20 protein-coding genes are annotated in these 19,244 nt (G+C 43.7%); 9 read left to right on the top strand and 11 right to left on the bottom strand.

The genetic code is table 11. The annotated features are described in order from the left end of the window. Positions 1-3: 3 nt before the first annotated feature. Positions 4-465, bottom strand: coding sequence for a (2Fe-2S)-binding protein (locus M3P07_RS05530; protein ID WP_249968898.1), 462 nt, complete (start codon positions 463-465; stop codon positions 4-6). 182 nt (positions 466-647) lie between these two features. On the opposite strand from M3P07_RS05530, the gene M3P07_RS05525 reads away from it, so the two are divergent. Both M3P07_RS05525 and M3P07_RS05520 read left to right on the top strand, forming a co-directional pair. Continuing rightward, positions 648-1,733, top strand: a complete 1,086-nt coding sequence (locus M3P07_RS05525) for a vWA domain-containing protein (protein WP_249968897.1) — start codon at positions 648-650, stop codon at positions 1,731-1,733. Positions 1,734-1,805: 72 nt separating this feature from the next. Beyond that, positions 1,806-2,753, top strand: coding sequence for a 3-keto-disaccharide hydrolase (locus M3P07_RS05520; protein ID WP_249968896.1), 948 nt, complete (start codon positions 1,806-1,808; stop codon positions 2,751-2,753). A gap of 11 nt (positions 2,754-2,764) precedes the next feature. Here M3P07_RS05520 and M3P07_RS05515 read toward each other — a convergent pair whose 3' ends face one another. Further along, positions 2,765-3,361: a 3-keto-disaccharide hydrolase gene (locus M3P07_RS05515; RefSeq protein ID WP_249968895.1), complete on the bottom strand. Its 597-nt coding sequence runs from the start codon at positions 3,359-3,361 to the stop codon at positions 2,765-2,767. Positions 3,362-3,526: 165 nt separating this feature from the next. Between M3P07_RS05515 and M3P07_RS05510 the strand changes: the two genes are divergently transcribed. Further along, the gene (locus tag M3P07_RS05510; protein ID WP_249968894.1) at positions 3,527-3,694 is read left to right on the top strand and encodes a hypothetical protein; all 168 of its coding nucleotides are present in this window, start codon (positions 3,527-3,529) and stop codon (positions 3,692-3,694) included. On the opposite strand, the gene M3P07_RS05505 is transcribed toward M3P07_RS05510, so the two are convergent. The 4 genes from M3P07_RS05505 to M3P07_RS05490 are packed head-to-tail and all read right to left on the bottom strand — an operon-like array spanning position 3,691 to position 7,156. Next, positions 3,691-5,142 carry a M14 family zinc carboxypeptidase gene (locus tag M3P07_RS05505; RefSeq protein WP_249968893.1) on the bottom strand — a complete coding sequence of 484 codons (1,452 nt, stop codon included), beginning with the start codon at positions 5,140-5,142 and terminating at the stop codon, positions 3,691-3,693. The genes M3P07_RS05510 and M3P07_RS05505 overlap by 4 nt on opposite strands. A gap of 1 nt (position 5,143) precedes the next feature. Further along, positions 5,144-5,806, bottom strand: a complete 663-nt coding sequence (locus M3P07_RS05500) for a peptidoglycan recognition protein family protein (protein WP_249968892.1) — start codon at positions 5,804-5,806, stop codon at positions 5,144-5,146. Positions 5,807-5,812: 6 nt separating this feature from the next. Continuing rightward, on the bottom strand, positions 5,813-6,217 hold the full coding sequence (locus tag M3P07_RS05495; RefSeq protein WP_249968891.1) for a 3D domain-containing protein: 405 nt from the start codon (positions 6,215-6,217) through the stop codon (positions 5,813-5,815). 57 nt (positions 6,218-6,274) lie between these two features. After that, complete coding sequence (locus M3P07_RS05490) at positions 6,275-7,156, bottom strand: pirin family protein (protein ID WP_249968890.1); 882 nt, start codon at positions 7,154-7,156, stop codon at positions 6,275-6,277. A 49-nt stretch (positions 7,157-7,205) separates the two neighbouring features. On the opposite strand from M3P07_RS05490, the gene M3P07_RS05485 reads away from it, so the two are divergent. Then, positions 7,206-8,540, top strand: a complete 1,335-nt coding sequence (locus tag M3P07_RS05485; protein WP_249968889.1) for a serine hydrolase domain-containing protein — start codon at positions 7,206-7,208, stop codon at positions 8,538-8,540. Positions 8,541-8,844: 304 nt separating this feature from the next. Here the strand turns inward: M3P07_RS05485 and M3P07_RS05480 are convergent, their stop codons facing one another. After that, complete coding sequence (locus M3P07_RS05480; protein ID WP_249968888.1) at positions 8,845-9,690, bottom strand: 1,4-dihydroxy-2-naphthoyl-CoA synthase; 846 nt, start codon at positions 9,688-9,690, stop codon at positions 8,845-8,847. A gap of 128 nt (positions 9,691-9,818) precedes the next feature. Here M3P07_RS05480 and M3P07_RS05475 point away from each other — a divergent pair, with 128 nt between their 5' ends. From M3P07_RS05475 to aac(6'), 3 genes are all read left to right on the top strand, one after another. Continuing rightward, the gene (locus M3P07_RS05475; protein WP_249968887.1) at positions 9,819-10,949 is read left to right on the top strand and encodes a hypothetical protein; all 1,131 of its coding nucleotides are present in this window, start codon (positions 9,819-9,821) and stop codon (positions 10,947-10,949) included. Between the two features lie 70 nt (positions 10,950-11,019). Continuing rightward, positions 11,020-11,994 (top strand): NAD(P)-dependent alcohol dehydrogenase, encoded by a 975-nt coding sequence (locus M3P07_RS05470; protein ID WP_249968886.1) that lies wholly within the window; start codon positions 11,020-11,022, stop codon positions 11,992-11,994. 35 nt (positions 11,995-12,029) lie between these two features. Beyond that, positions 12,030-12,482 carry an aminoglycoside 6'-N-acetyltransferase gene (gene aac(6') / locus M3P07_RS05465; protein ID WP_249968885.1) on the top strand — a complete coding sequence of 151 codons (453 nt, stop codon included), beginning with the start codon at positions 12,030-12,032 and terminating at the stop codon, positions 12,480-12,482. On the opposite strand, the gene M3P07_RS05460 is transcribed toward aac(6'), so the two are convergent. Beyond that, complete coding sequence (locus M3P07_RS05460; protein ID WP_249968884.1) at positions 12,472-13,632, bottom strand: acyltransferase family protein; 1,161 nt, start codon at positions 13,630-13,632, stop codon at positions 12,472-12,474. The two genes, aac(6') and M3P07_RS05460, sit on opposite strands and share 11 nt — an antisense overlap. Before the next feature lie 112 nt (positions 13,633-13,744). On the opposite strand from M3P07_RS05460, the gene M3P07_RS05455 reads away from it, so the two are divergent. Next, a complete protein-coding gene (locus M3P07_RS05455) occupies positions 13,745-14,173 on the top strand; it encodes a DUF1801 domain-containing protein (RefSeq protein WP_249968883.1) in 429 nt (142 codons plus the stop codon). Positions 14,174-14,326: 153 nt separating this feature from the next. Beyond that, positions 14,327-15,289, top strand: coding sequence for a hypothetical protein (locus M3P07_RS05450; RefSeq protein ID WP_249968882.1), 963 nt, complete (start codon positions 14,327-14,329; stop codon positions 15,287-15,289). 36 nt (positions 15,290-15,325) lie between these two features. Here the strand turns inward: M3P07_RS05450 and M3P07_RS05445 are convergent, their stop codons facing one another. The 3 genes from M3P07_RS05445 to M3P07_RS05435 form a co-directional block, all read right to left on the bottom strand. After that, on the bottom strand, positions 15,326-16,612 hold the full coding sequence (locus M3P07_RS05445; protein WP_249968881.1) for a sulfatase family protein: 1,287 nt from the start codon (positions 16,610-16,612) through the stop codon (positions 15,326-15,328). Between the two features lie 29 nt (positions 16,613-16,641). After that, the gene (locus tag M3P07_RS05440) at positions 16,642-18,096 is read right to left on the bottom strand and encodes a sulfatase (protein ID WP_249968880.1); all 1,455 of its coding nucleotides are present in this window, start codon (positions 18,094-18,096) and stop codon (positions 16,642-16,644) included. A gap of 148 nt (positions 18,097-18,244) precedes the next feature. After that, a complete protein-coding gene (locus M3P07_RS05435) occupies positions 18,245-19,180 on the bottom strand; it encodes a ketopantoate reductase family protein (protein WP_249968879.1) in 936 nt (311 codons plus the stop codon). Positions 19,181-19,244: the final 64 nt, after the last annotated feature.

Genomic DNA, 19,244 nt, shown 5'->3' with positions numbered 1-19,244 from the left:
GAATCAACCCATGTTGTCCGCTGCGGTCATTACAGCTTTTTTGATTCGGGTATAGGATGCACAGCGACATATGTTTCCGTGCATGGCATTTTTCACTTCCTCCTCGGTCGGATTCGGATTGTTCTCCAAGAAAGCGCTGGCCGTCATAATTTGACCGGCTTGGCAATATCCACATTGTGGAACATCCACCTCTTTCCATGCCTGTTGCACAGGGTGCATACCGTCTTCGGACAGGCCTTCAATGGTGGTAATGGACTTACCATCTATTTGGGCAAGGGTGAGGGAACAGCTTCGCATTGCAGTCCCATCCACGTGTACCGTGCAAGCACCACATTGTCCAATTCCACATCCATATTTGGTGCCTACTAGGTCTAAATGGTCCCTAAGCACCCACAATACCGGAGTGTCCTCGGCAACATCGACCGTTTTGGACTCTCCATTTACTTTAATTTGATACGTTGGCATAGTTGTTATTGAATTGATTGATTCAGAAAGATTTCTGATGAAGTTACCAAAAAATGGTTGGATTGACCTTTTTTTAACAAGGGCCCCTAGTTTTTAACTTTTCTTTAATGCTTAACTGAAAATGGGGAATACTTTTCAACTTATTTATGCGTTTAGCAAACAGAACCTCAAACTTTTTGAAAATGAAAATTGCATTCAAATACCTCTCTTTTTTATTTGCTATTCTTCTTGTATCCTGTGGCAATGCCGATGACGATGTTAGCTTCGATATCAACCATGGGGAACTTGGCCAAGGAAAAGAACCTGATGATTGTTTGGGTTTTGAGGACAACGAATTGCTGCTCTCCATACAAAATCAGTTTATCAGCTTACCGGGAAAGGTTTCCATTCTTTTTAGAGTATCCGATTTATTGGGAAATCCAATCTCGGGTTTGACGGCAAGTCAGTTCACCATTTACGAACAGGGCAGGAACGATGATTGTTTCAATACCATATCCTCCTCCGAATCCTTGGCGCGAATCTCCCCCAACTCCCAAGTGTTCAATAACAACACTTTACTGGTCTTGGACTTGAGCAACAGCGTTCTAGAGAATAGTTTGGATGAACTTAAATCGGCCTCTACGAGCTTTATCAATAATGTGATGCCCAGCCCAGAAACCGAATCTTTTAAAATGGCAATCTATTGGTTTGACGGTGAGGACGAATTGCATCTGTTGAACGAACCCACTTCCTCTTCTTCAGAATTGGTAGCTTCGATTGATGGGATTACGGCAGATATTAGCAACGACCCTTCGACAGATCTTTATGGCGCCGTTATCAAAGTGACAGAAAAAGCAGATGATCTGATAAGCGCCAACAATGAAAATGGAATCATTGGAGCGGCCTCCATAGTATTGTTTACCGATGGCACAGATCAGGCCTCCAGATATACAGAAGAAGCTGCATTAAAAGCCGTGACGGATGCGGACCGAAATATTGCTTTCTTTACCATTGGTCTTGGTGCAGAAATAGATGCTGATGTATTGGCCGATATAGGAAGGACCGCCAGCGTATTCGCCGGGAACAAGGAAGAACTTGAAACTACCTTTAACCAAATTTCCCAGCGGGTATCGGAACAGGCCAATAGCTACTACCTATTTGAATACTGTACCCCAAAACGGGATGGAAGTGGTGACAACAACTTGGTCATCCAGCTAACCCATGGAGGGCTTCAAGGTGCCGTACAGACCGAATTTAGTGCCACTGGGTTTACAGGGGGATGTGAATAATCTTTTTAAAAAGCTCCCTGTTTCCAAATTCTGATTTATCTGTATCTTTCGCAGCAATTAAATTTTTACACCATGATTTTCACCCTCAAAAGGTATATAGGCCTAGGTATTGTTCTATTCATTACATCATTCGCATTTTCACAACAAGCAAACCCTCTGGAAGGCCGATGGGATTTGGAAGTGGAATTCAATGGAAAAACGGTGCCCTCTTGGCTGGAAGTCAGAAAATCAGGAGTTGCAACGCTTATTGGTCGCTATGTTTCCTATAACGGTAGTGCCCGACCCATTTCGGAAATCCAAGTAACCGACGATGGTTTTTCCTTTAGTATTCCGAGACAATGGGAACCGGAAGGACAGGACATGAAAATTGAAGGGAAACTTTCTGGGAATTCCCTTAGTGGGACCATGACCTATACCGATGGATCTGTACACCAGTGGACCGGTGCCAAATCCCCACCCCTACCTTATAATGCCAATCCAGATTGGGATGAACCCATCGACCTTTTTAACGGAAAAGATCTTAAGGGATGGCATACGGATGGGAAAAACCAGTGGGTAATAAAAGATGGGATACTTACAAGCCCAAAATCGGGGGCTAATTTGATAAGTGACGAGAAATTTCTGGATTTTAAATTGAAGGCAGAATTTCGATATCCTGAGGGAAGCAACAGCGGCATCTATTTACGTGGAAGATACGAAGTACAGATTGCAGACAATATTGGACTTGAGCCTTCGGACATCTATTTTGGAGGAATCTACGGGTTTATAGAGCCAAACGAAAATGCAGCAAAACCTGCAAACGAATGGCAGACCTATGAAATCACCCTCATTGGAAGAAGAGTGACCATTGTTGCCAACGGAAAAACGGTGATCAGTGATCAGACCATCCCAGGAATAACGGGTGGCGCACTGGATAGTAGGGAGTGGCAACCAGGTCCCATAATGATCCAAGGTGACCACGGCCCGGTAGAATTCCGAAAACTGCAGATCACCTTGGTTAAGCCAACTCAGTATGAGTAAATCCTAAGGCCTTAGTCCAAAGGTTTTACTTTAATATTTCTCCATTTTACCTTGATTCCGCCCCCATCGTGAATCTGTAGGGCTATAGCACCTTCACCGGCGCCTATTTTGTCATCGGTGATCTGAACCATTTGCACCCCGTTTAGCCAAGAGGTAATGGTAGGGCCATCAGCTAAAATTTTCAAGGTATTCCACTCCCCCATTTTTAGGGCATCTTCTTTTTCGGGTGCAGGCTTTATCAACCAACCGCGACCATAAGATTCGTAAATACCACCGGTATGCTTATTGGGAGGAGCAACCTCTACCTGCCAGCCCGAAACCTTTGTGCCCTCAAAAGTAGACCGGATAAAGACTCCGCTATTACCATTATTTTCTTGTTTAAACTCAAGGGTTAGCTCAAAATTCTTGTAGTTTTTATCGGTACTTAAATAACCGTATAGTGCTTTAGGGCCACTCTCACAAACCAAAAGGCCATCTTCAACGTACCATTTTTCTTCCCCGTGATTGATCCATCCATCTAGGTTTTTGCCATTAAAAAGGCTGGTTTCCTGGGCATTTCCCAATTGAACGATTGCCAGAAGCACTAAAATCAAGCTACATTTTTTCATTTTATTCTTATTTGTCTTGTTTTTGAAGCATTCAAGGTAGGAATTTCAATGCGGTCATTGTACCCAAAGTAGGGTTTTTAGACCAACAGTTGTTCTATTTATACAGACAACAACTAATTGCATCCCAATAACTATGTAAAAAAAGTTCAACTCAAACTCAATGTCATGGATGTAGTAAAAGAAATAATCAAAAATAGCGCGATAGGCCCATTTTCAAGAGGGTTCAAAGGGATGGTTCTTTCCCTGTTCGCTTCGATCGTCTGCACACTATTCATTATGCTGATCGTATTGCTCCGGTATGGAACCGAAATGAATATCCAATTTGGATATTAACGGTAGATCAAGGCGTTTCCAAATTTTTGGCCTGCTACAGGCTTTGATAAATCCAGTAAAAACCCATTGATAACGGCATGGGTAATTGCCCCCTCCTTTGCCAAAAAGAAGGTTGGGTTTTGCCCCACTGCCAGTTTAAAATCCGGGAGCTGGTACCCAAGCTGAATCTGGTTTAAGGGTTCATTCGAAAAAGCCCCAGGAGCCAAATTCTGCGAAGATAGATAGGCAACTCCATTTTTTAGTGCTCCCGTTGTGCCACCAAGATTCTTGGTTTCCCCTTGAAACACGTTGGGTGCGACCACGGTGTACCCGGATGCATCGAAGGTTTCATAACCGTAATAGGTAGACAAATCCCCTTGGTCAATAATGATACTTTTGAAATAGAAATCTTCATGCCCTTCCAAGTCCACTTCTTGGCGAAGAATCCCCAAATCCAAAATATAGTCCCGTCCCAAAAGATTATAGGTCACGTTTTCAATTTTTAGATCGAAGAGCTTGCGGTCGTTTTTGGGTATCTTTTCATAATCGGCAATGGGAATATCCTTGTAATTCTCCATGGCGATTGTATACAGGGCGGAAAGAATGGAAACATAGTTCAACTTCCTAATTTCCTGCTTTTCTCTATCGTTGGCATACCCACCGGATTCAATTAGAATAAGACTTGTTCCCCATTTGGCAATATTGTCCCCAAAAGCACGGGGTTCAAAGTCATCACTATAGCGCCCCACTTGTCCTGGCGCATAGTTCTGGATGATATTGTTCATGAACACAATCACTTTCATGGCATTGGAACGCACCTCATTGATGTCCTTTTCATAGTTGTATGCCGTTGCCAAATAGGAAATTGTTGCGGGCTTATTCGTTAGCTCGGCATTATAGTATGTGCTCTGGTCATGTAGATTGAAACCAAATTTGGCATCCAGACTGTCCCTGATCCGTTTTAAAACCCTTCCTTCTGGGGATTGCAAACGTAGGGCATCCCTATTAATGTCAATCCCAAGTGCATTTCTACGTTGGTACACTTCTGCCCCATCGGGATTCAACATGGGCAGGAAATGCAATTTTAGCTTGGATAGGATTTCCTGTTTTTCGTTTTCAAATTCTGGGGCATCCAAAAAATTAAGAATATCGAAAACGGCCTGGGTTGCAGTGGGTTCGTCCCCATGCATCTGTGACCAAAGAAAAATATTTTGTTCCCCTGAGCCTATACTAATAAGATGCAGGTCCCGACCCTCAATGGACTCCCCTACCTTACGAACTTCAAATTTCGGGTTGGCATCGAATTTTTGAATCAAAGGTTGTATTTGATGGTGTTTGATCCTTCTTTTTTCCAAAGAAGTTTCTTTATAGGTCCCATAGGTACCATAGAGTTTTGTGGTAAGGGTTTCCTGGGCCAAACAGGTGGAGAACAAGAGGCCAAAAAAAAGAGCGGTGACTGTATGCTGCATATTATTGATTTGTAGGTACGGGCTTAAAATTAAATTTTTTTGTGGCCTTTCGCACTTTATTCATGAAATCCATTCCTGGGTCTGTCTTTTTGGTCCGATAACCATCATCAACCTCCAACCAAAGTGGATGCCCTTCAAATTGGGTATACTCCTGGTGACCAATAACATATTCGATATTGTATTTGGAGGCCAAATAATCCACAAGAAAAATATTTGCTTTTAGCTGCGCCCTGGTCAAGGGAGTCTCCTTGGTACCCCCGACATTTTCAATTCCAATAGCGCAATGGTTAAGACCAATTACATGCCGGGCCATGGTGGTTTCGTCCATTAACCTATAAATGGTTCCGTCTTGATCTACCAAAAAATGCGCTGAGACGTTAAGTCCGCTTACACCTTTAATATCCGGGCGCCAATCTGGTAAGGTGGGCTTTTCAAAAGCTTCGAAGGATTTTTTCAAGTCAGGGATTGCCGTCCAATGCAACACAATTATTTTCGGAGTGATTTGGGGAGTTTCCCAATTTAGATTGTACCTCTGGGAAAGATATTCCATGGTAAGCCCGAAACGCTGTGCGTCAAATACAATGGGTTTGTCCACAATTTCTTTTTGAACAGAGCAAGAGCAGATGAAAAGGGTTGAAAAGAATATCCATGAGATTTTTTTCATAGTGTGTTAGTTATTTGTAAGTGATGAATCTATGGGTACGGGATAGCAGATTTGCAATTGTCGTTTGCCCCATTCCCTAGCTTGTTTGATGTCGTTCCCCATGTAAATATCAATTCGGTTTTTCCATCTGCGGTTCATTTTGTCCTTTACATAAAAGGTATCCGGAAATGTATCGATTAGTACTTTGGTATTGTGACTAAGTCCCATTTTCAACAAATCCCTTGAAACCGCTATAGTCTTCATCCCAGGCTTGAGGGTATCGCCCCAGGCAGCTATATTGGGGTGCTCTTTCTTGGTTTGCCAAGGAACTGAATTGTAGGCGGAAGCCGTGACCTCCAGGGCAATCCATTCATATTTGGGCTGGGAAACTTCCGGTGGTTGGGGTTGGGCACAAGCCGCCAAAGCACACATACATAACCATATTTTTCCGAGGGATTCCATATAACGGCCTAACTAAAGTACATAATCCTAAAATCTTTGCGGCGGAAGCGGAACGTAGGTGTTGTCATTTTCCATCATGGGAAAGGTTTTATCCGCCCACTTGGTTTTAGCCTTTTCAATCTTTTCCTTCTTCGAAGACACAAAATTCCAGTAAATATGACGATCCTCCGGAAACGGCTCCCCACCGAACAATAATAGATGCGAACCTGCATTAACTTGGATGTTACAAGTATCTTCCACCTTGCTCACCACGATATTTCCCTTTTCAACATGTTCCCCACAAGCTTCAATACTTCCCTTATCGATACAAATGCCAATCTCTCCTTTAAGCTTGCCATTCACTTCAAGCTGAAATTCCTCTTCGGATATTATTTCCACCATAAAAAGTGGGGAATAGGTTGGAACCGGGGACTTTTTCCCATACCCCTCACCGGCAACCAAGGTAAATTGGGCACCGTTTTCCACCCACCTAGGCAATTCTTCAGCAGGGGTGTGATGAAACGAAGGGTCCATCTCTTCCAAATTTTTAGGTAAGGCCACCCAAATCTGGTACCCTTGGGCCCGAAACATTTTTCCATTTCGCAAACTATCCGGGGTTCTTTCGGTATGGGAAACCCCGCTACCGGCCGTCATCCAATTTACAGAACCTGGTTTGATCAACTGTTCCGTCCCTAAACTGTCCCGATGCATAACTTCTCCTTCGAAGAGGTAAGTCAAAGTGGAAAGCCCTATATGCGGATGTTGATCTACATCCATATACTTGGTTGGGCCTAAGGTTGTTGGCCCCATATGATCTATAAAAATAAAGGGGCCTATCATTCTCTTTTTTCGGAAGGGAATTAGTCTACCTACCAAAAAGTCGCCAATATCACGACTGCGTTCTTCTATGATCATTCCTATGTTGGACATAGCTAAATGTTTATATTTAGTACCCTTAAATTACGATAAATCTTATTCCATGAAACTACTTAAACGCATCTTACTATTACTACTCTTGATTATTGGAGTGGTCATCTATCTCAATTACCCGAAACTCACCATCATTTCCGGCTATGCTTCAAAGAATATGGCTTCCGGGGTATTTGTGGCAGAACGTGCCGCGGCTTCCATCACACAAAACGACAATAATGTTCCGCTAATTGAATTGGCAGATACCGAGGTCGACCAGCAAGAAAAATCAGCTTCTTCAACCGTTTATGGGCTAATGGAACGCACCGCAGTGTATCGACAAGGATTGGGAACGGTGCTTGTCAATGATGATTACGACTCAGAAAGTTTTAAGCTTAAACCCAATCGCACAATTACCAAGGATACCATTCCATATCCTTATGGGCAGGCTGCACCAAGTGACACGATTCTTTCCGAAGTAAACCAAGACCAACTTGATAAGGCCATGGCCATGGCTTTTGGAAATGCCGAAATCCAGAAAACAAGAACTCTATTGATCCTGTATAAAGGACATTTGATTGCGGAAAAATATGTTGATGGATTTGACAAAGACACCCCCATTTTAGGTTGGTCCATGACCAAAAGTGTGATGGCGACTTGCTATGGGGTATTGGAACATCAAGGAAAAGTGGATGTGAATTGGCCGGCACCGATCACTGAATGGGAAAATGATGAGCGAAAACAAATAACCCTGAACCACCTTTTGCGCATGCAAAGTGGTTTGGAATGGGATGAGGATTATTCCAAAATTTCGGATGTAACCCGTATGTTGTTTCTTGAAAGTGATATGACCTCCTTGCAACGGGAGAAACCTTTGGTGGCACAACCCACAGAAATTTGGAACTACTCCTCTGGGACTTCCAACCTGCTATCCGGAATTTTACGCCAACAGTTTAGATCACATCAAGAATACCTGGATTTCCCGTACACCTCGTTTATCGACAAAATTGGGATGCACTCCATGGTTCTGGAGGCAGATATTGCAGGTAACTACGTAGGCTCCTCCTATTCGTGGGCAAGTACCAGGGATTGGGGTCGATTTGGGCAACTATATCTAGATAGGGGCATGTGGAACGGTGAACGCATTTTTAACGAAGCCTGGGTGGATTACATTGTTACCCCGACTGAAGATTCCGAAGAACAATACGGGGCACATTTTTGGTTAAACGCTGGGGGCAAATACCCGGATGTACCCAAGGATCTGTTTTCCTGCAATGGCTATCAAGGGCAGTATGTGTTCGTGATTCCTTCCAAGGATTTGGTGGTTGTGCGCACAGGATTGGCCGAAGAGCCTGAATTTGATGTGAATGGATTCCTGTCCGCTGTCGTGAAAAGTGTACCTTAAATCGAGCAGATATCCCAAAAAAGACGGCAAACCACAACAAAAGCGTACTTCACAACAATAATTTCATTTACGGGAACACTGGTGGTACATTTACCATGTATTAATTAAGAAAGTAAATTTTTTCATTTTCATATAGTGTTCTCGTAAAAGAGTCTTGACCCAAGTGGCAAGGCTCTTTTTAGTTTAGGCCAGTTCCAAACTTTTTGCACCAATCTTCACAGGTGTGCCTCCCCAATAAAGCAATTTAGAAATCAACAATAATCATTGCACATTGATCATTGGACATTGGACATTGATAACTGTATCACGGAATCCAATTATTCTTGCCAAAATTGGGTTTCCGTTTTTCGAGAAATGCGTTTCTGCCTTCCTTGGCCTCCTCGGTCATATAGGCCAATCGGGTGGCTTCGCCCGCAAAGACTTGCTGACCTACCATTCCGTCGTCGGTTAGATTCATGGCAAACTTTAGCATTTTAATGGAAGTCGGGGATTTCGCCAGTACTTCCTGGGCCCACTGATATGCAGTTGCTTCGAGTTCGTCGTGCGGGACCACAGCATTTACCATTCCCATTTCGTAAGCTTCCTGGGCAGAGTAGTTACGTCCCAAAAAGAAAATCTCCCTCGCCTTCTTTTGTCCGACCATTTTCGCCAGATAGGCAGAACCGTATCCCCCATCAAAACTGGTCACATCGGCATCGGTTTGTTTAAAAATGGCATGTTCCTTACTGGCAAGGGTCATATCGCAAACCACATGAAGACTATGTCCGCCCCCAACAGCCCATCCGGGAACCACGGCAATCACAACTTTGGGCATAAACCGAATCAACCGCTGAACCTCGAGAATATTCAATCGATGGTAACCATCATCCCCTACATAACCTTGGTGTCCCCTAGCCTTTTGATCACCACCGCTGCAGAAAGCCCACTTGCCATCTTTGGTGGAAGGTCCTTCCGCCGACAACAGAACTACGCCAATGGAAGTGTCCTCCTGGGCATCATAAAAAGCCCTATACAATTCGCTGGTAGTTTTGGGTCTAAAGGCATTACGTATGTTAGGGCGATTAAAGGCAATGCGAGCCACGCCATCGCACTTTTTATAAGTGATATCTTCAAATTCGATGGCTGTCTGCCAATTCGGTGCATTCGTCATTCAATAAAGATTTGTTCAAAGATAATTAGATTGGGGATATTGCAAATGGGCACCGCATTTCATCGAGATCTTGCATTTGTTTAAAATATGGATGAAAGGATTTCGTTGCTATAAACAAATGAACACCTATGAGCAACCCTAAATCTTACCTCGCGTTTGCCTTTTGTCTTTTGCTTTCAATTGTAGTGCTTTCATGCAGTACTGAGGAAGTGACGCCCGACACGGAATCGGAAAATGAGATGACCGATACCAACGGTGAGGACAATGAAAATACCGACGATCCAGATGACTCGGACAATACCGAGGAGCCTGAAGCTCCTTCTTCCTTGATCTTGGAAGATGGTTTTACCATAGATGAATCACACCAATTCACCAATTTGATCCTTTCCGAAAGTGAATACAATAAATTCTTGGAGGATGAGGGCGATATGCGAATGGTAACCAACAAAGTCTATGAATATTTCAATGATGACTTTGATTTTATCATTATCCTAAATGTGGAGGATTCACAACCTGATAACCTGTACTATGGCCTATCGACACCTGCACAAAACGATATAGAGGGACTTGGGAGAAGTATTTGGGACAATACCGCTTCCTTTGGATCCTTGGGAAAATTAAAGACCGTCATCCATATGCCCCGTGCCGAGTATATTAGAAATGGACCTTTCTTGCATGAAATCCAGCATTATTGGACCAATCATGGCATCATCCCTACTGCTGCGGGAGGACATTGGGGGTATTCCAGCGTTGGAGGCCAGTTGGGTGGCTTTGAGGAAATTGAAGATCTAGGCGGTGGCCGATATCGGGGAAGTGTCGACGGCGAAGTTGGTTTTGGCGCTGTGGCCAATGGTGGAAACTCCGTACCCTATGCCAATTTGGAACTTTATGCGATGGGACTTATTGATGCTGATGATTTGGAGCCGGTCATTGTGGCTGAAAACCCTGCTTCAACAGGTGAGTTTGGTGTTTTTACTGCGGATGCACTAACAACTTATACAGCGGCAAATATTATTGCGGAGCATGGCAATCGGATTCCTTCCTTCGGTAATGCTCAAACAGCATTTAAGGCCCTCGTGGTGGTACTTTCTACAGAATCGGTACCGCAAGATAAATTGGACACCCTAAATGCCAACTTGGAGAATTTTGCAAAAGAAGGGGACCCCGATGGTTCTTGGGGAAGTCTCTTTAATTTTTGGACCGCAACTGGTGGTAGGGCTTCCTTTAGTTTTGAGATAGTCGATAGCAATCTCAAATAATACGACTTTGTTATTCTGCCTCTCGCAGTAGTTTTTTAGATTGGAATAAAATTTCTGATCTTCGTACAGCGTGAAAGCTATATTCCAAACGTCTTATGGTCATCCTGAAGAAGTACTCCAACTTCAGGAATTCCCTACACCTTTGCCCAAAGAAAAGGAGGTGCAAATCAGCATAAAAGCCACCACGGTCAACGATTACGATTGGGCCATGGTCACCGGTAAGCCTTTTTTATATCGCCTAATGTTTGGTTTGTTCAAACCCAAAAAGAACATTCCGGGAATGGAATTGGCTGGAATAGTTACCCAAGTGGGAAGCCAGGTAAAAGACCTTAAAATTGGGGACAAAGTCTTTGGTGACATTTCCGATCATGGGTTTGGGACCTTTGCAACACACCTTTGTGTTAACGAAAAGGCCGTACGGAAGATTCCAGAAGGTTTGGATTTAATTGATGCCGCTGCCCTCCCCCACGCCTCCCTTTTGGCCCTACAAGCCTGGGATAAGGTAGTGCTGCAAAAAGGGCAAAAGGTACTGATCAATGGCGGCGGTGGCGGAGTGGGTTCCTTTGCACTGCAATTGGCCAAGCTTAAGGATTGCGAGGTCACCGGGGTAGATTCCGAAAGGAAGTTGGAGCAAATGCTTGCCCTGGGTTTTGACCATGTAATCGATTATTCAAAAAGTGACTTCACCAAAAACAAGATTCAATATGACCACATTCTGGATTGCAAGAGTACCCGTTCCGCTTTTACATTGGTGCGTTCGCTTGCTCCCAAAGGAAACTACATCACTGTGGGCGGAAAAGTAGGTAGTCTGCTATCCCTTGCAATTTGGGGAAGATTGGCCTCCCTAATTACCGGGAAGCGGTTTCAGATTTTAGCTTTGAAACCCAATTTGGGACTGGAAAAGGTTTCAACCTTATGGTTACAAGGCATGCTCAAATGTCCCATTGATGGCCCTCATCCCTTTGAAGAACTCCCGCGATTGGTACAGTATTTTGGTACAGGAAAGCACCATGGTAAAATTGTGGTAAACCTAGATAAAACCTAATATTTTTACATCCGGATACCTAATTTTGCAGATAGATGAAACAACTCACCATTGTCCCATATACAGCACCCGACTTTCCAGATTGGAAAGAAATGGCTTTGCGGCTATTTAAAGACTACCCCGCAGATGAAGTGGAAAGAGGCTTAAAGACCATTCTGGAAAAATCCAACCAACAGACATTTATGGCGAAGGAGGCGGGGGCCGCTGTTGGATTTGTAAGCACTTCCCTGAGGGTTGACTATGTTGAAGGATCTACAACATCTCCTGTGGGTTATGTGGATATGATCTATGTGAAGGAACCTTATCGCAAACATGGTTTGGCACGGAAACTTTTTGACCAGGCAGAGGTTTGGGCCAAAGAAAAGGGATGTACCGAAATGGGTTCGGACACTTGGCTTTGGAACAAGGACGCCCAACAGTTTCACGAAAAAATCGGGTTCCGAAAGGAAGATGTCTTAGTTCATTATATCAAAACCATCAAGGAATAGGAATTTTTGCATTCTTTTTCTTCCATTTCATTCCAAACAATACACGAGTTAAAATGGTGTTACGAATGATAAAATGGTACAACACCCATATAGCACCCAAGCAAATCACGATCAACAGCATTAATTTGACAGCTATAGGCAATTCCAATTGCAGTATATAATACCCGCTCGCAACAATCACGGCTTGGTGCATGATATAAAAAGGATAGACTGCAGTATTTAAATAACTCAAATACTTGTTCTCAAAATTCAGGTACTTCATTGTATATCCAATGCAAGCCAGAATAATGGTCCAAATATGAAAGCCGTTCAACAAACCAAATACGTATATCTGTTCCTGCTCTTGGGGTTTGTTGACTTCCCAGTTCCAGAAATATTGCCAAATAAGAACCAAGGCCAACACAAGAGCTATCCGTGCAAAAAACTTTCGGTAAGTTAAGCAGGTCGGCCAGAATGTTTCCAGATTCCCCAATACGAAACCGAATATGTAAAAAGTTATGGATGAAACAAATACATACCAATCGTTTATAAGGCTGCCTTGCTCTGGCCAATCGATATATAAGAGAAAATAATACTGAACAAATGGTAGAGCTAATGCCAAATGGGAAATTGGACTTCTAAAAAGTGCATTGAAAAAAGGTTTCAGACGATCAAACCATTTCACCTTGGACATGGAAAAAATGGGAAGCAACAGGATTGTAAAGACAAATAGATAGGCGACAAACCACATATGGCTCCAAGTAAAAGCCCCATCGGGGTAGGGCACTATTTCATAAACCATGGGGTAGAAATCCTGGAACCCCTCTTTTATTCTCCCCTTTTGTAACCATTCAAAATAAACTTGGAAAGGAGTGATAAAAAAAATGGCAAAGGCCAATGGTATGAACAATCGAACAAAACGTTCTCCGACAAAAGCAGGAATAGATCTTTTTCTTAAAGAGAAGCGTACTCCCACCCCTGCGATAAAAAACAGCAAGGGCAAGCGCCATTGGTGCAGCCACCAAATAACACGCGTAATCCAGGGGGAAGTTTCTTTGTTGTTGATTTCCCAGGTATAATGTTCCACAAAGGGCACGGCACAATGAAAAAGAATGAGGGTGCCAAATGCGATGACGCGAAGCCAGTCAATATAATGCAGCCTTTTGACCATGTTGATTGGAATTGGTTCTATTTGGAAGACTCAAAAAAACGTGATAAGGTTGCCTGAAGTCATTAATGTTGGGATAGATATAGGCTTCCAATAAATTCAATTAGATTTGAATATGACAAAACTAAAAGTCACCACCCAGCCAGAATTTGAAGCCAAATTGTCTGCTTATCCCGAAGGGATACGACAAAAAATGGAAGGACTTAGGAACTTGGTGTTGGAAACAGCCAACGAAATAGCAACCATTACCAAATTGGAAGAGACCCTTAAATGGGGAGAACCCAGTTTTGTGACTCCACAAGGCAGTACCTTACGGATGGACTGGAAACCCAAAGCCCCTGACCAATATGCATTCTATTTTCAATGCTCCAGTCGTTTGGTGTCCACTTTCAAATCCATTTTCAATAATCAATTGGGCTATGAAAGCAATCGGGCCATTATTCTACCCTTGGAAAGCGAATTACCCAAAGAAGAATTAAAAGCCTGCATAAAAGCTGCACTAACCTATCATAAGGTCAAGCATTTACCCATGCTTGGTATCTAATTTGATTTTTGACAGCTTGTAACTTGTTAAAAGTAAGCGTGTTATTCGTTATTTTTTCTTAACTTACATTGCTGACCATTCGTAGTTCCCCTTCAAGTTTTTAAATGGATATTCGTCACCGTTGCTGGTGGGGAATGCTTAATAATCCTTATCATGAAAACCACAAAAAACTTCATAGGAACTTACGCCAGCCCCATACTAATGTTCTTTTTGGGAGCGATGCTTTCCATGCAATCTTGTAAAACGGACAAGAAGCAAGTTTCCGAATCAGAGGAAGCGAATAGCAAAGTAATCGAGATTGTCTCCGAGAAAATGGATTTTCAGATGGTCGATACCATACCTTCTGGTTGGAACACGTTTCGATATATCAATAAATCCCCCCAGACCCATTTTTTTCTGGTTGACAAGTACCCCCCTGGAAAAACCTCGGAAGATGCCGAGAAGGTAATCGGCCCCATTTTCGATGCTGGAATGAAACTTATCAACGAGGGCAAAATGGACGAGGCTATGGAAGCTTTTGGCCAATTGCCCGAATGGTTTGGAGAGGTTGTTTTTTTGGGCGGCACCGGATTATTGTCTCCTGGGGTATCCGGAGAAACCACATTATATCTCGAACCGGGCAACTATATACTTGAGTGCTACGTGAAAATGAGCAATGGCATCTTCCATACTTCCATGGGAATGACCAAGGATTTGGTGGTTTCGGAACAAAAATCGGGGAATCAGGAATTAAAGGCCAATATTAATCTTAGCGTCTCCAGTTCCAATGGAATTTTCACCAAGGATTCCATTGTGGGTGGACTTCAAACCTTTGCTGTACACTTTGTGGATCAGATTGTGCATGAAAATTTTGTTGGACACGACATAAATCTGGTAAAACTAAGCGAGGATGCCAGTATGGAAGAACTGGAAAACTGGATGAATTGGGCCACGCCTACCGGACTGATGGAACCGGCTCCCGAAGGACTCACCTTTTTGGGTGGGGTAAACGATATGCCCGCAGGCCGTACCGGATTTTTTACCGTTCAGTTGGATCCTGGAAAATATGTGCTTATCTCCGAAGTCCCAAATCCGACGGCCAAAGGATTGCTGCGTACATTCGAAATTAAGGAATAGGCTTTATTGATTAAATACAATATCCGATTTTTGTCGTTATCTGTACTCGGCCAATACCTTTTTAAACGTTTCCACCCTTTCCTTCACATGGGGTGGTTGTTCTTCTAAGACCAATGGCTGCTGTTCCAGGCCATCGCTGCTCAAATCATAAAGCGCACCACTTTCATAAAGTTTCCAGGACTTGTCCTGTACATACCTTTTGTTTTCAAATTTCCCCCAATTCGGTGCATAATGGCAAAAAATCCAATCCCTTGGGGTATAGTCCTCCCCTACCAATTGTGGATAAAAACTCAAGCCGTCCGTTACATCCTGGCCTAACTTCTTCTGTGCGGCCGTCTCCATTAATGTGGGAAGGAAATCCGTGAAATCTATCAAATTGTCGTTGATACTTCCTGATTTAATGTGGCCTGGCCAACTGGCAATAAAAGGTACATGCGTCCCGGCATTGGTGGTGTATCCCTTGTGGCCTTTTAGGGATTCATTATTAATCACTGAAGTGACATCCCTGTCCGTGCCATTATCCCCCACGAACATTATTAAAGTGTTCTCCCGGATTCCGAGCGTTTCCACCTCTGCCACTAAGCGGCCGAGAAGTCTGTCCATATACTGTACCATTTCCCCAAAGTATTTGGGGTCGTTGGTTTTGGAATTGGCATCAAAATCCATGAATTCGGGATTTTCCGGGGTTGGCACAAAGGGGTCATGCGTTAGCACCATGGGATAATACACAAAAAAGGGCTGGTCCTTGTTGGATCTCATAAACGCATTGATTTCATCCACAAATATATCCGGACCAAACCTTCCCGGGTACTCCTGAATGCCTTTTTTGCTTGTGCTCAACAAAGGGTCCTTATAGCGGGAGCCCCGTTCATCCACTTGCCACAAACAAAATTCATCAAAACCCGCGGCATTGGGCATGGTACCCACCCTGTTTCCGGCCAATTCCTGTTGATGGCCGTTTCCCAGCAATTGCCACTTACCAGCCACAAAGGTGGTATACCCTTCTTCCTTCAAATAATGCCCGAAAGTCTTTTCATTGGGGTCCAGCATTCCAAACCCTATGTAATTCCTAAAGTTGTACTTGCCCGTCATGAGCTGTACCCTGGATGGCGTACACAAAGGGGTGGAATAGCAATGCGTAAACCTCATTCCCTCCCTGGCAAGTCTATCCAATTTTGGGGTTGTATAACTATTGCTCCCGTTCACCCCCAAGGTTTCAAAGCCCAAGTCATCGGCCATGATCAATATGATGTTGGGTTGCTGATGGGTTTCAACCTCTTTTTTTTCTGATTTACAAGAGATTACAGTCCACAATAAAACCATTGCTAGAAGGTGTTTGGTGGTTTTTGGTATCATTTTTTGGTATACTCTATTTCGAGGTCGTTGGTTCTTACTTCTTTTAATTTTTGCTTCAATTTATCCTGAAAATAGCTGACTTCTTGAGAAAACTCGGGAAACTTTGCCAAATTGGTGAATTGTTCGGGGTCTTGGTGCATATCGAACAACTCCATACCTTCCGAAGCATCCTCTCCATATTGGATAAAGGCCCATTTATCGGTACGCAACAAAAAGGTTTCTCCATTTTGGGTGACGGAAAACGCCATATCACGAACTTTATGCGTCGGGTCATCCAAGGTTTTGGTCAAGCTTTTCCCCTGCAGATGCTCGGAATATTGTAGACCGGCCAACTCGGCAACTGTGGGATATAGATCCAACAGCTCCACAAACGAATTACAAACGGCAGGCTTCTTTCCAGGAACTTTAACAATCAAGGGCACCTTGGCCGATTCTTCCTTTACACTGACCTTCATCCAAAACTCGTGTTCCCCTAAATGAAAACCATGGTCCGAAGTAAAAATAACGATGGTATTATCTTCCAAGCCTTCCTCTTCCAAGGTTTTAAGCACCTTCCCCACCTGCCTGTCCATATAGGAAACAGAAGCATAGTAGGCCGAAATGGCCTTTTTTTTCTGGATGGAATCCATTTGGGCATTAATGCTGGTCACATAGTTGATTCCCTTTTTTGGAATATCGTCCCAGTCTTCCTCAAAGTTGTGGGGCAGCTCTATTTGTTCGTAGGGATAAGGTTCAAAATCGGCTCTTGGGGCAACAAAGGGTACGTGTGGCCTTACAAAACCAACGGCCAGAAAGAAAGGATTATCCTTGTGTTGCCGGATTAATTCGGAAGCCTTTGCTGCCGTTTTTCCATCGGAATGGGATAGATCATCCCCATCTGCCCTTACTATCGTCATCACATTACCCCCTCTAATAGGTTTGGAACCATCAGGGTTTCCTTGTACAAGCTCACCGTCCCCTGGGGCTTGCCATTCCAGGCCCTGACTGTTGAATTTCTCCGTCCACGACGCCGGGTCATCCTTGCCATCCGAGCCCAATTCAATGTCGATGGGAACGCCCATGTGGTAGATTTTGCTTACCCGGGCGGTATAGTAGCCGTTGTTCTTAAAAAGTTGGGGCCATGTTTCCCGATCGTCGCCAATGTTCTCCCGACCACTTACATATCCATAAGTCGTGGTCGCGTTGGGATAATAGCCTGATAAAAAGGAAGCCCTGGAAGGCCCGCAGACCGGATATTGGCAATAGGCCCTGGTGTATGTGGTTCCCTCTGAGGCAAGCGCATCGATGTTCGGAGTGATGTTCCGTTCGTTGCCATAAGCGGAAACCGCCGTGGTGGTAAGGTCGTCAGCGATGATAAAAAGTACATTGTATTTTTTTGGTTCAGGTTCGCTCGGTTCGCAGGAGAAAAATACCCACAGTCCGGCTAAAAGTATAAGCTTGGTTGTCTTCATTGGTATGGTGGTCGTTGCTTTTGGTTCTAAAGGGACCTAGAACCCAAATGTAAGAAGATGTGGAATTATAAGTCCTCATAATTTCCAATTCCGTAACACAAAAAATGGAAGGTTTGTTACAACATATTGCTAACCAAGTTTAACTGTTTTATGATGTTTTACCAAGAATTTCCGAGAATAACCGGACATAAATAGGCGTGTCGACTTGTTGGTTTCTTCCTTCGGTAACAACATAACCTATTAAGGATTGAATTTCATTCTTTTTCCTCTTACTTTCAAAATCACTATGTAAAGAAGATGTTGCAGCACTTGGCAGACTTTCCAGTTTGGCCAACACCTGTTCGGCCATGTTGTTGGAAATGGCAATGCCCTTTGCCTCGGCTACTAGAGCCACTTCGTTTACCAGAGCGGTAACGATATTTCTCTTATTAGCATCGGCTAGTATTGGACCAACAGGAGCATTAAAATAGGTGGTGGCCGTGGCCATTACCGAGATAAAGACAAACTTTTCCCAGATCACCTTTTCAATATGTGGAGTGAGGGTCACCGCAACCCCAGCTATTCGTAGTAGGTTATCCAGGGCATATAGTCGGGCATCGGAACCGCCTTCCATCCCAAAGAACAGCTTTTTAATATTGCCCAAATTCTCCACCACCCCAGGGCGCGATAGTCTGGCAATAATGTACACACAGCCATCGCAAACCAGGTTGTTGGGCACCAATTCTTGGATACGGTCCCTACAGTCCACCCCATTGAGCAGGGGCAAGATCACCGTATGTGAACCTATACAAGGTGCCAATTGTGCTATGGTCTGTTCCAAGTCGTAGCTTTTGGTGCAGACCATAATATAATCCACCTTGCCAATTTCGCTGGCCTTGTCCGTGGCCAATTTGGGAACGGCCTCAAACTGCTCCTCGCCCTCAATAACCGTTAAGCCAGCTTCCTGGATTTTCTTTAGATGTGCTCCCCGGGCCAAAAAGCTTACCTCCACCTTTGGGTTATCTTCAAATTGTTTGGCGAGCAGGCCTCCAAAGAAGCCACCCACTCCTCCAATTCCCGCCACCAAAATTCGTATACTGCCCATCTTATTTTTTATAATGGAAAATAAGGAAATTTGGTCAGCCTTCGGTCAAGCCCTCCAATTTCAG

The organism is Flagellimonas myxillae, from assembly GCF_023502235.1.
Classification (GTDB): domain Bacteria; phylum Bacteroidota; class Bacteroidia; order Flavobacteriales; family Flavobacteriaceae; genus Flagellimonas; species Flagellimonas myxillae.
Note: the sequence above shows the minus strand (reverse complement) of the source record. Positions and strands in the feature narration are given on the sequence as shown.

What these genes read in the sequence shown, in the direction of transcription:
- M3P07_RS05480 (WP_249968888.1), bottom strand. Translation starts at nt 9,690, where the DNA reads ATGACGAATGCACCGAATTGGCAGACAGCCATCGAATTTGAAGATATC.
- M3P07_RS05500 (WP_249968892.1), bottom strand. Translation starts at nt 5,806, where the DNA reads ATGAAAAAAATCTCATGGATATTCTTTTCAACCCTTTTCATCTGCTCT.
- M3P07_RS05495 (WP_249968891.1), bottom strand. Translation starts at nt 6,217, where the DNA reads ATGTGTGCTTTGGCGGCTTGTGCCCAACCCCAACCACCGGAAGTTTCC.
- M3P07_RS05450 (WP_249968882.1), top strand. Translation starts at nt 14,327, where the DNA reads ATGAAAACCACAAAAAACTTCATAGGAACTTACGCCAGCCCCATACTA.
- M3P07_RS05505 (WP_249968893.1), bottom strand. Translation starts at nt 5,142, where the DNA reads ATGCAGCATACAGTCACCGCTCTTTTTTTTGGCCTCTTGTTCTCCACC.
- M3P07_RS05435 (WP_249968879.1), bottom strand. Translation starts at nt 19,180, where the DNA reads ATGGGCAGTATACGAATTTTGGTGGCGGGAATTGGAGGAGTGGGTGGC.
- M3P07_RS05530 (WP_249968898.1), bottom strand. Translation starts at nt 465, where the DNA reads ATGCCAACGTATCAAATTAAAGTAAATGGAGAGTCCAAAACGGTCGAT.
- M3P07_RS05510 (WP_249968894.1), top strand. Translation starts at nt 3,527, where the DNA reads ATGGATGTAGTAAAAGAAATAATCAAAAATAGCGCGATAGGCCCATTT.
- M3P07_RS05460 (WP_249968884.1), bottom strand. Translation starts at nt 13,632, where the DNA reads ATGGTCAAAAGGCTGCATTATATTGACTGGCTTCGCGTCATCGCATTT.
- M3P07_RS05515 (WP_249968895.1), bottom strand. Translation starts at nt 3,361, where the DNA reads ATGAAAAAATGTAGCTTGATTTTAGTGCTTCTGGCAATCGTTCAATTG.
- M3P07_RS05520 (WP_249968896.1), top strand. Translation starts at nt 1,806, where the DNA reads ATGATTTTCACCCTCAAAAGGTATATAGGCCTAGGTATTGTTCTATTC.
- M3P07_RS05485 (WP_249968889.1), top strand. Translation starts at nt 7,206, where the DNA reads ATGAAACTACTTAAACGCATCTTACTATTACTACTCTTGATTATTGGA.
- M3P07_RS05475 (WP_249968887.1), top strand. Translation starts at nt 9,819, where the DNA reads ATGAGCAACCCTAAATCTTACCTCGCGTTTGCCTTTTGTCTTTTGCTT.
- M3P07_RS05490 (WP_249968890.1), bottom strand. Translation starts at nt 7,156, where the DNA reads ATGTCCAACATAGGAATGATCATAGAAGAACGCAGTCGTGATATTGGC.
- M3P07_RS05445 (WP_249968881.1), bottom strand. Translation starts at nt 16,612, where the DNA reads ATGGTTTTATTGTGGACTGTAATCTCTTGTAAATCAGAAAAAAAAGAG.
- M3P07_RS05440 (WP_249968880.1), bottom strand. Translation starts at nt 18,096, where the DNA reads ATGAAGACAACCAAGCTTATACTTTTAGCCGGACTGTGGGTATTTTTC.
- M3P07_RS05525 (WP_249968897.1), top strand. Translation starts at nt 648, where the DNA reads ATGAAAATTGCATTCAAATACCTCTCTTTTTTATTTGCTATTCTTCTT.
- M3P07_RS05455 (WP_249968883.1), top strand. Translation starts at nt 13,745, where the DNA reads ATGACAAAACTAAAAGTCACCACCCAGCCAGAATTTGAAGCCAAATTG.